Consider the following 16,185-nt stretch of genomic DNA (forward strand, 5'->3'; position numbering starts at 1 on the left):
ATTTTTAGCTTATATGTTACATAAATAAGATGCTTCCACCTAATGAGTCTTGTATTATTCTGTTTGCAAATATCATTGTGAGATGAATTTAAGAGAAAATCAAAATATCTTGTTCATTACATTGCATAAATTCATTATATTACATAAACATGTGTAAGGGGAAACGATAATTTATTTTCAAAGAGATAGTTCTTAGACAAAAGCCAAAACTTTTATATTTCATCCACGTTTCATAAAGAATCGAATGATATGAATCTATAATTTCCTAGAATATGACTGTCTTATACAACCATCAATACAATCTATTTTATATGCCTATCATAGCATGTTTCTATTTTTTACGATTGGAATTATTTAAAAAAACAGGATATCATTGTATTTCATCCTTAAGAGTACGGCTTAGTAATGCGTTCGCCGCTTCAGTTATGTTTTTACCACAATAGAGAATTTGATAAATTTGTTCTACAATGGGCATTTCTATCCCAATACGTTGCGCCAACGTATGTACTTCCTTGGTATTTAAGTACCCTTCCACAACCTGACCAATTTGTTTTTCCGCTTCTTTTATATCTACTCCTTTACCAAGAAGTATTCCAAAACGGCGATTACGCGACTGATTATCAGTACATGTCAAAACCAGATCACCTAAGCCTGTCATTCCCATAAATGTGGAAAGCTCAGCACCCATAGCCCCCCCTAAACGACTGATTTCAGCTAGTCCTCGTGTGATGAGAGCTATTCGTGCATTTGCACCAAACCCCATGCCATCTGATATTCCTGCACCAATAGCAATAACATTTTTGACTGCTCCCCCTAATTGAACACCAATCATATCTGAACTTTTATAAACTCTAAAACTTTTGTCACAATGAAAAAGTTGCTGCAATTCTTCACCAAACTCAACATCAGAAGCTGCTATCGTCATTGCAGTAGGCCAACCAATAGCTAGTTCTTGAGCAAACGTTGGTCCAGAAAAAACTGCTAAAGGAATTTTTTCACCTAAAATCTCACGAGCAACCTCTTGTAAGAAACGTCCGGTACCATGTTCTAAACCTTTTGTTGCCCAAATAACACGTGAATGCTGATCTAAATAAGGCTGAATATTATACAAAACTTGATGAAATACATGGCTTGGAACAGCGATTAATATATTGCGACTTGCTGCTATTGCAGTTTCAAGCGAAGCTTCAAGTAATAAATTTTCAGGAAATTGAATATCGGGTAAATATACTTGATTACAACGTTGTTCCTGTAATTCTTTGATATGTTGGGATTTATATCCCCAAAGTAAAACATTATGACCATTACGAGCAAGAGCAATCGCTAATGCAGTACCAAAAGAACCAGCACCAATAACTGTCATTGCAACGGTTTTCATTAAGTTTTCTGATTATTCTCTAAATTTTGATTTCAGTGGCATATTATTATTACAAATAACTTCTAATGCTATTTTTAATATAAATCCTGTAAATCATAAAAACATTACCGCATCGTAGCTTTTATCTCACACAACATAAAAACTTGTTTCTCACATTCTCTTTCTTTGTAGTAAATTGTATAAACATCACTTTTTGTATATCCTACAAAGAGCTATTTATCTCAAAAATTAAGGCTTGACTAAATACTCTATGGAATTTCTCTTTTAAAATAAAAGTACATTTAAAATCATGAGACTCATTCCACTGATATCTTGTACCCACCCCTCTCTTTAATATCCTACGAATTTCTTGTAAGAGCTGATACATGCTGCATCAGCTCCACAGATACTTCTAACAACTACTCCACAGGAGACTGCGTACTTAGCCCCTGCTCCACAGGCATTTCTGAGCCCTGTATCTTTTCTGGCTGTTTTCTTACGGATATATCTTTGTTTGATAACTGCTCAGATACTGAAGAATCATCTCTACTTGATATTTCCGGTTCAATAACACGTCCAGAACCACCCATCATATTATAATTCAAATGAGAAATAGCCCACCAAGTTCCCCCAATAATAACAAAAACGCAAATAGCAGCAAACCACAATGCGCTTAAATTCCACTTGGCATCTGGACCAGAATTCAAGTGCAAAAAGAAAACAATTTGTACTATAATCTGAATGATCGCCATCCCAATAAGATATGCAACCTTTGTACTAACTGCCCAACTTTCCATCATTCCATACATCACAGGAACAAAAGAACCTAGGGTGAAAAATACAGCCAGAATAAAACCGACCAAATAGGAACCAGTACTGGGACCATGTGTTTCATTTTGCATGCTCATCACAACGCTCCTAATAGATAAACCATGGTGAAAACACCAACCCATACAATATCAAGTAAATGCCAAAAAATGGAAAGGCATGCTAAACGTGTTTTATTGTTCTGATCCAAGCCATTACGACGAAGATGAAAAAACATCACAACCATCCAAAGAAGACCAACACTTACGTGAAGTCCATGGGTGCCAACCAAAGCAAAAAATGCTGACCAATAAGCAGAGAGAATCTCCCGTCCAAAAAGCTGTAAACCCGTTGCAGGATCAATACCAGCATAAGCATTTGGATCGTAATAAAAGACCTCACCCAAAAGTTCATGAAATTCGTAAAGTTCCATACCAATGAAGCAACAGCCAAATACAAAGGTAATAGCCATCCATAAACGCACACCACTGATGTTATTTTTATGTGCTTGTACCATTGTAAAACCATAAGTGACGGATGAAAACAACAAGAAAGCAGTCTCAACCAAAACAAATTTTAAATCAATAAACTCATTGCCCGCCTTACCACCACCATAAGAAGCAGAAAAAACAGCAAAACTTGAAAAAAGTGTCGAAAACAGGATCAAATCTGAGAGAATATAGACCCAAAAACCAAACGTCATTACCGAACTATTATCGTGGTGATGTTCATCCACAGCACTCACTTTATTCATTGTTACTGCACTCATACTGTCACTCCTTGTTCTTTAAGAACAGCTGTAAAGGCATCTTCAGTTTTTTGTACTTCTTCAGCCGGAATATAATAACCATGATGGTCACCTGTTAATGAATGACACACAAGCGTCGCAATAAAACCAATCAAACCGACCGCAACAAGCCACCAAATATGCCAGACAAGCGCAAAACCAACAACTAATGAGAAGAATCCCGCAATAATTCCAGCCGATGTATTGGACGGCATATGAATTTTTGTAAATCCACTGGTAGGACGTTGATAACCACTTTTCTTCATATTCCAATAAGCATCATCAGACTGTATTTTCGGAACTATTGCAAAATTGTAAGAAGGTGGCGGTGAAGAGATAGACCATTCAAGGGTCCGTGCATCACCCCAAGAATCATTTAATGTTACAGGTAAACGTCCCTTATGTTTGATACCGTACCAAATCGCCAAAACAACTTGCAGCACAAAACAAAGGATACCAAGCAAAATAATAAAAGCACCCAATGCAGCAATCATAAACATCGGTTGCCAACTAGGTTCCATATAATGCTGGAGACGACGCGTCCCACCCATTAAACCAAGTGCATAGACTGGGAAAAAGGCAAGGTAAAAACCAATGAACCAACACCAGAAAGATGCAATACCCAATGCCCGATTCGGTTTATAACCAAAAACTTTTGGAAACCAAAATGCAATCCCCGCCAAGTACGCAAAAACGACACCACCAATAATTGTATGATGGAAATGCGCTACCAAAAACAACGAATTATGAAACTGCCAATCAGCTGGTACAATAGATAACAAAACACCAGTTAATCCACCACCAACAAATGTAAAAATCATTCCCATGCACCAAAGCATTGGAGGCTCAAAGCGAATCCGCCCCTTATACATAGTTAGCAGCCAATTAAAGACTTTTACACCTGTTGGAACGGCAATAATCATTGTCGCAATACCAAAGAAAGTATTCACAGCTTCACCGCCACCCATTGTGAAGAAATGATGTCCCCAAACAAGAAGCGAAAGAATCAAAATAACCAACATGGCCCATATCATCGAAGTATAACCAAAGAGGCGTTTTGAAGAAAAAGTTGATACAACCTCAGAAACAATTCCAAAAGCAGGAACAACCAAAACATAAACCTCAGGATGACCAAAAACCCAAACATAGTTAATCCATACCATCGGATTTCCGCCACCAACATTAGAAAAGAAATTCATGCCCAAATAACGATCGCATGCCAAGAGTGCAAATGCTACAGTTAAGACAGGGTAAATAACTAAAATAAGGACATTGCTAACAAAAGCGCTCCAACAAAAAACAGGCATTCTCATCATCGTCATCCCAGGAGCACGCATCTTAATCAAAGTCGCAACAAAATTGACCGCCCCCATTGTTGTCGCTATACCAGAAAGTTGAAGTGACCATAAATAATAGTCTACCCCTGTATCTGGACTCGTTTGCAATTCTGTAAAAGGTGGATACATCAACCAGCCACCACGACCAAAATTCCCAACACCTAGGGATATGTTAATCAATATTGCCCCTGCAGCCGTAATCCAAAAACCTAGATTATTTGCAAAGGGAAAAGCAACATCACGCGCACCAATTTGAAGCGGTATAAGATAATTAAAAAGACCAAATAAAATAGGCGTGGCCATGAAAAAAATCATAATAGTGCCATGCGCCGAAAAAATTTGATCAAAATGGTCAGGGGGCAAATAACCTGCACTTTCACTCCCAAGAGCTAAAGCTTGATGTGTTCGCATCATGAGTGCGTCCGCAAAACCGCGAACAAGCATAATAATTCCAAGAACTATATACATAATGCCTATGCGTTTATGGTCAACAGTTGTAATCCAATTTCGCCATAGAATCCCCCACCACCCAAGTGCTGTTAGAGCAACAACAGCAATTAAACCAACCACAACAATCGCAATACACGTGTATAAAACGATCGGCTCATGTGCAAGTGCATGAAAAGCACCTGCCGTAGGATCTGTAAGTCTTCCAAACATTTCTCAACCCATTTCAAATGAAATTCAAGTTTAAAAGAAACCTTATGTTAAAAGGGCTCTTTCTTTACTGACCCTTTAAATAACATCAGGATCAAATACTGAACATAGTGCACCCCATAGCGTCTGAGCAGCAGCACGTTTCATTAAATCCTCATTACATACCGTATTTTCATCGACACATCGATTAACAACACGATAGTAAAGGCGCTTCTCAACAGGTGCAAAATAACGAACTTCAGCATCTTTTTTCTTCGCAGCAATATCACCCATACGAGGCGCAATAGAAAGTTGACGATAAGATGCACGATCAAGTACTCGACCATTAGCCCGAGCTTTTACAATCCAATCCTCAAAGTCCTGCAAAGACACAGAATGCCACTTAAACCGCATACTCGAAAAACCATCACCACTGTAATTTGCTGAGGTTCCTTTGAATACTCCTTGCTCTTCAGCGACCAAATGCAACTTAGCATTCATCTGCGGCATAGCGTAAAGAACTGTACCCAGTTTGGGGACCCAAAAAGCATTGACAGAATTCTCTGACGTCAATTGCAATAAAACTTGACGTCCTTCAGGCGCATAAATCTCATTAATCGATGCAACACCATATTCAGGATAAATAAAAAGCCATTTCCAATCAAGAGAAACGGCATCAATCTGTAATGGCTTTCCTTCACCTACAACTTCCACTGGGAGAGGATTTGTAGGTTCCAGCTTATAAGTATAATAAGCTGTTAATGAACCTAAAACCATTACAATTACAATTGGAATACCCCACATCAACGCTTCAATTTTATTTGAATGCGCCCAATCAGGAGAATAGTCCGCTTTCATATTCGATGCACGATATTTTATAGCTAAAAATACCACACTCACCATAACTGGGATGACAACACAAAGCATCACCACTACACAAACAACTATCAAAATGAGCTGTTGACGTGCAACATAACCTGATGGCTGTATAACATCAATTTTACAACCAGATAAAAGCAGTGCTCCCCCTAAAATCACAAGCATTTCTAATTGTCGAACAAAGCTTTTCATCTCTATTTACCCCCGTCATATGCACCAAAAATTGTCATAAATATATATACCTCGTATTGTACAGATTTGAAAATAATTATCAAGTGAATTCAATGCCTATATTACTCTTATCAAACGCTTATTCTTTACCTATCACAATTTAATTGTTTTGCTTAATTGTTTTGCAATATATTCAAGTGCAAACCAATATCCATCACCTCCACACCCAGTTATGATAGCGTCTACACCTGCAGATGTATAAGAGTGGTGACGAAAAGCTTCACGCTGGTAAATATGAGATAAATGAACTTCTACTTTTGGCCCTGAAAACATTTTTAGGGCATCAAGAAGTGCAACAGATGTATGACTGTAAGCCGCTGGGTTAATAATCAATCCAGAACTTTCCTCTATTGCTTCTTGTATCCATGCTACCAACTGCCCTTCACAATTACTTTGATAAAAATTTATTATGATATCATTTTTTTTTGCCCATTCTCTGCATCTTTTTTCAATATCTTCCAGAGTCTCAGTTCCATAAATTTCTGGCTCACGTTGACCTAGAAAATTTAAATTAGGACCATTTAAAATCGTTATCATCTCAGACATAGCATGCCTTTTCTTTTAGACCTATCACTTATTAAAAAAATATTTAGCATGTTTTTACGACAATAAAGCCCCATCCTTAATCTCAAAGAATTCTGCGCGTCCTTTTAAGTCATCAAATAAAAGACGATCTGTTCCTGTCATAAATGTTTGTACAGCTAAATCATCAAGAATATCAAATAAAGCAGCGCGTCGATGCGAATCAAGATGAGCAGCCATTTCATCAAGAAGAAGAATGGGAGCTTTTTCCGACATCATACCTGTTAGACGTGCATGACACAAAACTAAACCTGTCAGCAGCGCTTTTTGTTCACCTGTTGAACACGATGTTGCTGCTATATTTTTATCAGCATAAAAAACCTGCAAATCTGCGCGATGTGGTCCTTCTAACGTCCGCCCAGCAGCACGGTCCATTGCGCGATTACGCCGCAATCGATCACAAAATTGCTCTTCAACTTCAATTGCTGATATTTCACTAAGAGCTGTTTCCAAAAAACCATCAATTTGCAAAAAAGCTCGTGGAAAAGGTATCTGTGATGGCATTTGTGTAAACATATCATTTAAAAGACGAATAACATCAACACGCGCCGCAGAAATAGCTGTCGCCAGTTCTGCCATCTGCTTTTCTAAAGCATCAAACCAAGCACAATCTTCATTTCCATCTAAAAACAAACGATTACGTGCGCGCATAGCTCTATCATAATCGGCTATGCGGCGCCTATGCAAGGGATCAATCGCCAAAACCATACGATCCAAAAAACTACGGCGCTCAAGCGAAGGACCTGTAAAAAGACCATCCATGGACGGTGTTAGGACACTAATATGACAATAATCTGTTAGGCAATCACCCGACTCATTTACACCATTAATATGGACTTTTCGACTGTTATCGCTAACCTCCAAAGCTGTACCAATCTTTACTTCACCATAAAGAGCGCATTCAAGACGCGCAAATACAACAAATCCTCCACCGCCACCATCTACAAAGCTAACGTCAGAATAAGCAGCACGCCGCAAACCACGACCAGGAGAAAGAAAAGATAACGCCTCTAAAAGATTCGTCTTACCAACACCGTTATGGCCGGTAAAAACCACATGCTGACCAGAAAAATGAATATTGAAAAAAGGATAATTGCGATAACGTAAAAGCTTCAGCTGCCTCACTGCCACTTTGTGCACATGACTGGCCATGCATTGCAAAACAATTGCCCCTAAACGCGAATAGGCATCAGTACATAGAGCACATCCGCATCATCATTATCACGAATCAGAGCTGGTGCTCCAGCCTCAGCCAACATAAAAACCATCTCGTCACTTGAAAGCTGCCCAGCAATATCCAAAAGATAACGTGAATTAAATCCTATCTCAAGCGGTTCAGATGCATAAGTTACTGATAATTGATCTTCTGCACTGCCCGAATCTGGGCTATTAACAACAAGCCTTAACTGTCCATGCTCAATCGTTAATTTAACTGCACGCCCCCGATCACTTGAAATCGTTGAAACACGATCAACTGCAGAAGAAAAGTCCTGCCTATTAACAATTAATTCTTTATCATTTCCAAGAGGGATAACACGTTGATAATCCGGAAATGTTCCATCAATTAATTTTGATGTAAAAATCACAGAACCTACAGAAAAACGAATCTTTGTCTCTGAAAGCTCTATACATACATCGCTATCATTTTCTTCTGAAAGAAGTTTTTGCAATTCTCCTACAGCTTTACGGGGGACTATAACACCAGGCATTCCCTCAACTCCTGAAGGAGCTTCCATCTCAACTTGTGCCAAACGATGACCATCAGTTGCAACCAAACGCAATTTCAAAACACCATCATTAATAACATGTAAATAAATACCATTAAGATAGTAACGGGTTTCTTCAGTAGAAATAGCAAACTGCGTACAATCAAGTAAATGTTTTAAGCTTGATGCCGATAGAGAAAAACGATAACCAAACTGCCCAGGAAGCGACTCTGGAAAATCTGCCTTCGGAAGACATTGAAGCTGAAAATGTGCACAACCCGAAACAACGGACATTGTGCCTGTCTGATTCTCATCGACGGATAATACAACTTCATTGCTATCAGGAAGTTTTCGAATGATATCATAGAGCAAATGTGCTGGAACAGTTGTTGCTCCAGCTTGTTTAACATTAACTGCAAAAGATTCCGTAACCTCTAAATCAAGGTCTGTTGCTTTTAACTGCACACGACCATTTTCTGCATCAATCAGCACATTCGATAAAATAGGAATAGTATTACGGCGCTCTACCACACGGTGAACCCGACCAAGAGACTTGAGAAATTGACTGCGATCAACTGTAATACGCATAAAAGCCCCGTATGATTTACTAAAAACTATAAGAATTCCTTAGCATTAAAATAGATCCTCTTCAAAGAATCGCCTGCTAGACTTTATTAAACCTCTCTTAAAATGGCAAGTCACTCCTGCATAAGAAAAAATAAATCTTTTCATTAAATTCTTTAAAGTTTCTCCAAAGAAAGAAACGATAAACACTATACAGCCTGTTCTCCAATCAACCGCTTAAGCAGTTCAAGTTCCTTAGCCAAGGTCTGATCACCACAAACCAAATCTTCAATTTTACGCACAGCGTGTAAAACTGTTGTATGATCACGTCCACCAAAACGACGCCCAATTTCTGGTAACGAGCGAGGAGTTAATACTTTTGCTAAATACATTGCAACTTGTCGTGGCTTCACAACCGTACGTGTTCGACGATTAGATAACAAGTCCTGTTTAGAAACATTATAATGACGTGCTACCGTACGCTGAATTTCTTCAATCCGAATGCGCTTAGGTTCACCAGGACGTGTCAAGTGACCTAATAACTCATCAATCCGCTCTAAAGATAAATCAGACTCAAAAGATTGACGAAACAAGAGCTGATTAAATGCACCTTCAATATCACGCCCCGACCCTAAAACCGTTTTCGCAATATATTCCAATATATCATCAGAAATTGATACCATGCCATCATCTTGTTGTGCCACCTTCAACCGCTGGCGCAACATTTGCAAACGCATTTCATAATCTGGTGCTTCAATTTCAAGGGCTACCCCTCCCTGAAGACGAGAACGAACGCGAAGATCAAGCGATTCTAATTCTGCTGGCGGACGATCTGCAGCGACAACAACTTGTTTTGCACTATCAAGCAACATATTAAGCAAATGGCAAAACTCATGTTGTATCGACTTACCCTGCAAAAACTGCATATCATCAATAATCAAAAGGTCGATATCACGAAGCTGTTCTTTAAAAGAAAGAGCGTCATTATCACGAATAGCTGTTGCAAAACGCCACATAAAATATTCAGCAGTTAAATAAATAACGCGCGCAGACGTTAAACGCTTCAATGCAGAAGCAGCAATCGCTTGAAGCAAATGTGTTTTTCCTAAACCAACAGATGCGTGAATAAAAAGAGGATTAAAACGCAAAGCACTTTTATGCCCCTCCGCAATTGAACGCGCAGCTGCTAAAGCAACACGATTAGAAGCCCCCTCAACAAAACTTTCAAAAGTATAGCGAGAATCAAGCGGAGATCCAAAAACTCCCGTTTGAGAACTCTTAACTGAATGCTCTGCACAACTTTCAACAAAAGATGAAGCCGCCTGCTCCTCTAGCACCACAGAAGGAACACTTCTTTTACAAACGACATCTCTTGAAACGCGTTCCATACCACGAACAATAACTTCAACACGAAGAATTGCTGAATTTTCTTGTTTCCATAAATGAGTCAAAAGAGAACCATAGTGATTATTAATCCATGAACGTAAAAAAGCAGTAGGAACAGAAAGCTTTACAACAGTATGGCTATATTCAGCAAGCTTCACACGTCCAAACCAACTGGTATAAGCCTCAACACCAACCTGCACCTTTAATTGCGCCATAACACGTGTAAAAGCCGCCGCACTTTCCTCCTCTGAAACAATAGAAGGCCCTATAGAAGCATTTCTACAAACTTCCTCATCACTCTCCGTCATCCTATTCTTTATTATGTTCTCTGCCGACAGGATATTCACCGAAACCCTTTTAAAGGAACTAGCTTTAGAGTTCAATTTATCCACCATCTTCCATCCTGATAAAAATAAAATTTTGTCCTGCCAAACAACTAAAATAAATCTAGCGAAGGCAAAACGCCCTACCCCAAATAAGATTACTCACCCTCCCCTAGGATAGCCTCATCACAACCCCACTAACAAAGATGACCAATAAGATTTACTTGCACTCATGATATGACCCACCCTTCTAAAATGGTAAACATATCCATTAAGAAAACTAAAAAATCGTCAGAAAACCTCTCCAGCACAAAAGCTTCGAAAAGCCTAAGTCAAAACATCTTGTACTCAACAAAATACAGAATAATGCGCTGGTGTGACCCCTTCATGCTTTTTAGTCTTCATAAGAACCATACAAAACAGCAGAGGTAAAATGCAAGAGGTCAAAATAAAATCAAAAAACCCGAAAAAAATGCTTGTATCAATGAGGAATGAAAAAAATATTGATTCAATTCATTTTTTTTCTCTAAATTTACCAACAATTAAAGAATCTCTTCAGATTTAAAAAAAAAAATAAAATGCTTGACAAAAAAGACTCTGTAAAAATCCACAAAGCTTGTGGATAACTATGCTCCCCCTATAAACTTTCTCTCCTTTTTCAAAAGGAGAATCATTATCGATTCTTATTTTCGATAGAAACTTATTTGAAATAATAAACAAAAAGCCAGCATCCTCATGGATACTGGCTTGATTCTTAATAAAGGAGAAAAAGCTTAAACGCTGAGAGCCTTCAAACGTTTAGCTAAACGCGACACTTTCCTCGCAGCAGCATTTTTATGAAAAACCCCTTTAGAAACCGCACGCATAATTTCAGGCTCAAAATTCTTAAATGTAATCTCTGCAGATGCCTTATCACCACCCGCTAAAGCATCATCAAACTTACGTATAAAGGTACGAACGCGCGAACGGCGGGCCCTATTAACCTGCGTGCGCGCAGCAACCTTGCGCACCGCTTTTCGAGCAGAAGGTGTATTCGCCATAAATATAATCTCTCTTTCAACACCTTGGTAAAATGAGTTTAAAGAATAACTCTACCAATATAAATAAATTTAACCCAAGCAAAACTATAAAGCTGCCTATAACTGTGTGGCTTATAGCGCAATCCCAAAGCTAACGTCAATTAGATTTTCAAAGATAGTCATAAAAAAACGAAGCCAAACTCTTTGATCCGCAACTTTATAGCTTAATAATAGATATTCCTTAACAAATAAAAGAATTTAAACGGCTAACTTACGCAAGACATATTGCAAAATTCCCCCATGATGCAAATAATCTAGCTCATCTTCAGTATCAATACGGCATAATAACGGAACGGTTTTTGTCGTACCATCAGAAAAAGTAATTTTCGCTGCTGTCTTTTGACGAGGTTTCAAGTTATGAATTCCTTCAATTGTCACCTTTTCATCTCCCTTTAAGCCTAAAGATTTCCAACTTATACCCTCCTCAAAGATAAAGGGAACAATGCCCATCCCAACAAGATTAGAGCGATGAATCCTTTCAAAAGACTGTACAATCACTGCCTTTATACCAAGAAGATTGGTACCTTTGGCTGCCCAATCGCGCGATGATCCATTGCCATATTCAATACCAGCAAAAACAACGAGTGGAGTACCTTCTTGTTTATACGCCATTGCTGCATCGTAAATGGCTTGTTCTACCGCTGACGGATAATGAACCGTATAACCTCCTTCTCGACCATTTTCCCCCAACATGAAATTACGAATGCGAATATTGGCAAAGGTCCCACGCACCATAACTTCATGATTCCCACGACGCGTTCCATACTGATTAAAATCAGCCACTTTAACACCATGATCCATTAAATATTTTCCGGCAGGAGAAGCTGCTTTAATAGAACCAGCAGGAGAAATATGATCCGTCGTGATTTTATCACCAAATAAACCTAAAATCCGTGCATCTTTAATGTCTGGTAAGATATCAGGTGTTTTCTGCATATCATCGAAATAAGGTGGATTGCGTACATAGGTGGATTGCTCATCCCAAGAATAGGTAGAACCCGTAGGAATCTGAACTTTTTGCCAATTTTCATCTCCCTTAAAAACATCTGCATACTTTTCGGCAAAAACCTTACGCGTGACATTTTTTTCAATGAATTCCTGTATTTCTTGAGAAGTTGGCCAAATATCTCTCAAATAAATGGGTTGGCCATTTGAATCTTCACCAAGAGGTTCCTTGGTTAAATCTTTACACACCGTCCCGATGAGCGCATGTGCAACAACTAACGGTGGTGAAGCTAAATAATTCGCTTGCACATCAGGGGAAACACGCCCTTCAAAATTACGATTTCCTGAAAGAACTGCAGATGCAATTATACCATTGTCATTAATCGTTTTGGAAATAGCTGGATGCAAAGGACCAGAATTCCCAATACATGTTGTGCACCCAAATCCTACTAAGTTAAATCCTAATGCATCTAAATCTTTTTGCAGACCCGAATTTTGAAGGTAAGCTTCAACGACTTGTGAACCAGGTGCAAGAGAAGTTTTTACCCATGGTTTGCTCTTGAGACCTTTTGCCACAGCATTTCGTGCCAAAAGACCCGCTGCAATAAGAACACTTGGATTCGATGTATTCGTACACGACGTAATCGCAGCGATCACCACATCACCGTGACCAAGCGTATATTCTTCACCCTCGACCTGATAACGCCTATCCTGTTCAGAAGTCTTCTTATAGTCTTCGACCAATGCCTTCTCAAAACCCTGTCCAACGCTTTCCAATGCAATACGTCCTTCAGGACGTTTAGGACCAGCCATAGAAGGGACAACCGTTCCCATATCTAATTCAATTGTATCACTAAAAATGGGATGAGCCACCATTTCGTCATGCCACATCCCTTGTGCTTTGGTGTAAGCTTCTACTAAGGCAATCCGATTTTCATCACGCCCTGTCATATTGAGATAACGCACTGTCTCCTTATCAATTGGGAAAAAACCACACGTTGCTCCATATTCAGGTGCCATATTTCCAATCGTTGCCCGATCAGCAAGCGTCATCTGCTCCAAACCAGGACCAAAAAACTCAACAAATTTACCGACAACACCCTTCCGGCGTAGCATTTGAGTCACCGTCAATACGAGATCGGTGGCTGTTACACCTTCTTTAAGTTTACCTGTTAGACGAAAACCAATCACTTCAGGTAATAACATAGAAACAGGTTGGCCTAACATTGCTGCTTCTGCTTCAATACCACCAACACCCCAACCTAAAACCCCTAAACCATTAACCATAGTCGTATGCGAATCAGTTCCCACACAGGTGTCAGGATAAATCGTCTCACACCCCTCTTCATTCTTCATCCATACACATTGTGCTAAATATTCTAGGTTAACCTGATGACAAATCCCTGTTCCTGGAGGAACAACGCGAAAATTTTGAAAGGCTTGCTGCCCCCATTTAAGGAAACGATAGCGTTCACCATTGCGTTCATATTCATGCTCAACGTTTTCCTTAAAAGCCATGGAATTGCCAAAAGCATCAACAATAACTGAGTGATCAATGATGAGATCAACGGGAATGAGAGGATTGATTTTTTCAGCGTTACCGCCAAGTTTGACCATAGCATCACGCATTGCAGAAAGATCAACAACTGCTGGAACACCTGTAAAATCCTGCATAAGAACACGTGCAGGACGGTAAGCAATTTCTGCCCCAGCGCTCCCTTTGTCGTTTAACCACTTAGCAACATTGAGGATATCCTCTTTTTTAACTGTGCGACCATCTTCAAATCGCAATAAATTTTCGAGAATAACTTTCATCGAAAACGGTAAACGAGAAACACCTTCAAGTCCATTCTTCTCCGCTTCGATCAAGCTATAATAAGTATATTCTTTACCACCAATATTTAATACTCTGCGACAATTAAAGCTATCAATTTGAGTCATGACTGTCCACCCTCATACTATAACCACCCAATTTCCAGGAATGAACAACACAAACTACGAGTCAAGGTCGCAGCTTGAGCGCAGACGCAATCATCTCCGCTATCCATTTCCCCCTCCACCCTCTTAGGCAAATGCGGAAATCAGCGCCAGAAACCATTTTACACCAGATATTGATGTAAGGTATCCTTTATAGAACTATTTCTAGAACTATTCTAGGTACAATTGCACAAAAAATGTGTTTTTTATTCTATAATGCAATAAAGAATATGAAAATAAAAACAAAATAGGTAATCACATGGTGTTATCAGGCAAAGATTTAGCCGCTTACAGAAACGAGGAAATTCTGTTTAAAGGTCTTTCTTTTTGTTTATTTTCACAGCAACTGATGACAATCACCGGTCCTAATGGTATCGGAAAGTCTACATTACTCCGAATCATTGTCGGTCTTCTTGAAGCTACTGAAGGTCATATAATATTTAAAGACCATGATCAAATATACCCTGTTGCGACTGCGTGTCATTATCTTGGTCCTCAAAATGCTATGAAACCTCTCTTATCTGTCATTGACAATTTGCAATTTTGGGCAGATTTTTACGGTCAACATTTACGCTTTGTGCATGAGGTTCTTGCCGATGTTGGTCTTTCTAACCTTGAACATTTACCCTTTAAAGCTCTGTCAACTGGACAACAAAGACGCGTAGCTATTGCTCGCCTTTTGCTCTCCTATCGTCCTCTTTGGATTTTAGATGAACCAATATCTGGGCTTGATAACCATGCTCAAAAACTCCTTGCTCGTATTTTCCAGCGTCATCTCAATCAAGGCGGTATGATTATCGCTGCAACTCATAATTCCCTAGGTATTCCAGAAAACCATAAAATCGCTCTGGAAAAATTTTTACCTCTCTAGGAGAGAATAAAATGAAAGCACTGTTCTGGCGTGACCTTAAACTATTATTAGCACCACAAGCCTCTTCACTAACAGGACTATTGTTTTTTATCGCTGTTGTTGTCATAACCCCCTTTGCCATTGGACCTGATCCCAAAATTCTTGCACAAATAGGGCCTGGTATATTGTGGTTTGGAGCCCTTCTTGCAGGACTTCTCAATCTGAACAAACTTTTCCAAATCGATCGCGATGATGGTAATCTCGACCAATTTATCCTTTCAGGAAAAAGACAAAGTTTTACACTAATTATCTTTACCAAATGTCTTGCCCATTGGGTAGGAACAATGTTTCCTCTTATTTTTGCTACACCTATTTTAGCCCTCATGCTCCATTTAGATGTAACAATAACTTTTACAACAATACTTACCCTTTTATGCGGAACACCAGCCATTATTTTTATTGGCGCCATAGGCGCTGCACTCGCAACCTCATTGTTGCACAGTACTCTGCTTATTTTTATCATTATCTTGCCGTGGATCATTCCAATTATGATTTTTGGTGTTTCGGCTGCTACAGCCCCAATAAATCCAAATATTTCTTTTCTCACGTCCTTGGCTCTTCTCAGCGCTTTTTCACTTCTTTTGAGTCTCTTTGGCTCTTTTGTTGCTGCGATAACGCTTAAACTTTTATCAGAATAATAAAAGATGATTGCCGCATAGAAAAACTCTGCCTATTATGA

The 16,185-nt window shown here is 39.1% G+C and carries 13 protein-coding genes; 2 read left to right on the forward strand and 11 right to left on the reverse strand.

Annotated features, from left to right (window positions below; all coding sequences use genetic code 11):
* Window positions 1–370: 370 nt before the first annotated feature.
* The 11 genes from gpsA to acnA form a co-directional block, all read right to left on the reverse strand.
* Window positions 371–1,378, reverse strand: coding sequence for an NAD(P)H-dependent glycerol-3-phosphate dehydrogenase (gene gpsA / locus ACFIKO_RS00150; protein WP_375619285.1), 1,008 nt, complete (start codon window positions 1,376–1,378; stop codon window positions 371–373).
* Between the two features lie 398 nt (window positions 1,379–1,776).
* A complete protein-coding gene (gene cyoD, locus ACFIKO_RS00155; protein WP_273787462.1) occupies window positions 1,777–2,265 on the reverse strand; it encodes a cytochrome o ubiquinol oxidase subunit IV in 489 nt (162 codons plus the stop codon).
* Complete coding sequence (locus ACFIKO_RS00160; RefSeq protein ID WP_375619284.1) at window positions 2,265–2,933, reverse strand: cytochrome (ubi)quinol oxidase subunit III; 669 nt, start codon at window positions 2,931–2,933, stop codon at window positions 2,265–2,267. The genes cyoD and ACFIKO_RS00160 overlap by 1 nt, the downstream gene beginning before the upstream one ends.
* Window positions 2,930–4,948 carry a cytochrome o ubiquinol oxidase subunit I gene (gene cyoB, locus ACFIKO_RS00165; RefSeq protein ID WP_375619283.1) on the reverse strand — a complete coding sequence of 673 codons (2,019 nt, stop codon included), beginning with the start codon at window positions 4,946–4,948 and terminating at the stop codon, window positions 2,930–2,932. The genes ACFIKO_RS00160 and cyoB overlap by 4 nt, the downstream gene beginning before the upstream one ends.
* A 75-nt stretch (window positions 4,949–5,023) precedes the next feature.
* Window positions 5,024–5,995 (reverse strand): ubiquinol oxidase subunit II, encoded by a 972-nt coding sequence (gene cyoA / locus ACFIKO_RS00170; RefSeq protein WP_273787465.1) that lies wholly within the window; start codon window positions 5,993–5,995, stop codon window positions 5,024–5,026.
* A gap of 132 nt (window positions 5,996–6,127) precedes the next feature.
* On the reverse strand, window positions 6,128–6,580 hold the full coding sequence (aroQ, locus tag ACFIKO_RS00175) for a type II 3-dehydroquinate dehydratase (RefSeq protein WP_273787466.1): 453 nt from the start codon (window positions 6,578–6,580) through the stop codon (window positions 6,128–6,130).
* A gap of 54 nt (window positions 6,581–6,634) precedes the next feature.
* Complete coding sequence (gene recF, locus ACFIKO_RS00180; RefSeq protein WP_375619281.1) at window positions 6,635–7,768, reverse strand: DNA replication/repair protein RecF; 1,134 nt, start codon at window positions 7,766–7,768, stop codon at window positions 6,635–6,637.
* 20 nt (window positions 7,769–7,788) lie between these two features.
* Complete coding sequence (dnaN, locus tag ACFIKO_RS00185; RefSeq protein WP_375619280.1) at window positions 7,789–8,910, reverse strand: DNA polymerase III subunit beta; 1,122 nt, start codon at window positions 8,908–8,910, stop codon at window positions 7,789–7,791.
* A 185-nt stretch (window positions 8,911–9,095) separates the two neighbouring features.
* Window positions 9,096–10,667, reverse strand: coding sequence for a chromosomal replication initiator protein DnaA (gene dnaA / locus ACFIKO_RS00190; RefSeq protein ID WP_375673027.1), 1,572 nt, complete (start codon window positions 10,665–10,667; stop codon window positions 9,096–9,098).
* A gap of 701 nt (window positions 10,668–11,368) precedes the next feature.
* A complete protein-coding gene (gene rpsT / locus ACFIKO_RS00195; protein ID WP_375673028.1) occupies window positions 11,369–11,635 on the reverse strand; it encodes a 30S ribosomal protein S20 in 267 nt (88 codons plus the stop codon).
* Window positions 11,636–11,872: 237 nt separating this feature from the next.
* Complete coding sequence (acnA, locus tag ACFIKO_RS00200) at window positions 11,873–14,560, reverse strand: aconitate hydratase AcnA (protein ID WP_375673029.1); 2,688 nt, start codon at window positions 14,558–14,560, stop codon at window positions 11,873–11,875.
* A gap of 295 nt (window positions 14,561–14,855) precedes the next feature.
* Between acnA and ccmA the strand changes: the two genes are divergently transcribed.
* Both ccmA and ccmB read left to right on the forward strand, forming a co-directional pair.
* Window positions 14,856–15,467, forward strand: coding sequence for a heme ABC exporter ATP-binding protein CcmA (gene ccmA / locus ACFIKO_RS00205; RefSeq protein ID WP_375619277.1), 612 nt, complete (start codon window positions 14,856–14,858; stop codon window positions 15,465–15,467).
* Between the two features lie 11 nt (window positions 15,468–15,478).
* Window positions 15,479–16,144, forward strand: coding sequence for a heme exporter protein CcmB (gene ccmB / locus ACFIKO_RS00210; RefSeq protein ID WP_375619276.1), 666 nt, complete (start codon window positions 15,479–15,481; stop codon window positions 16,142–16,144).
* Window positions 16,145–16,185 lie beyond the last annotated feature (41 nt).

The sequence above is a fragment of the Bartonella sp. TS82HLJMH genome (assembly GCF_042193495.1).
GTDB lineage: Bacteria > Pseudomonadota > Alphaproteobacteria > Rhizobiales > Rhizobiaceae > Bartonella > Bartonella grahamii.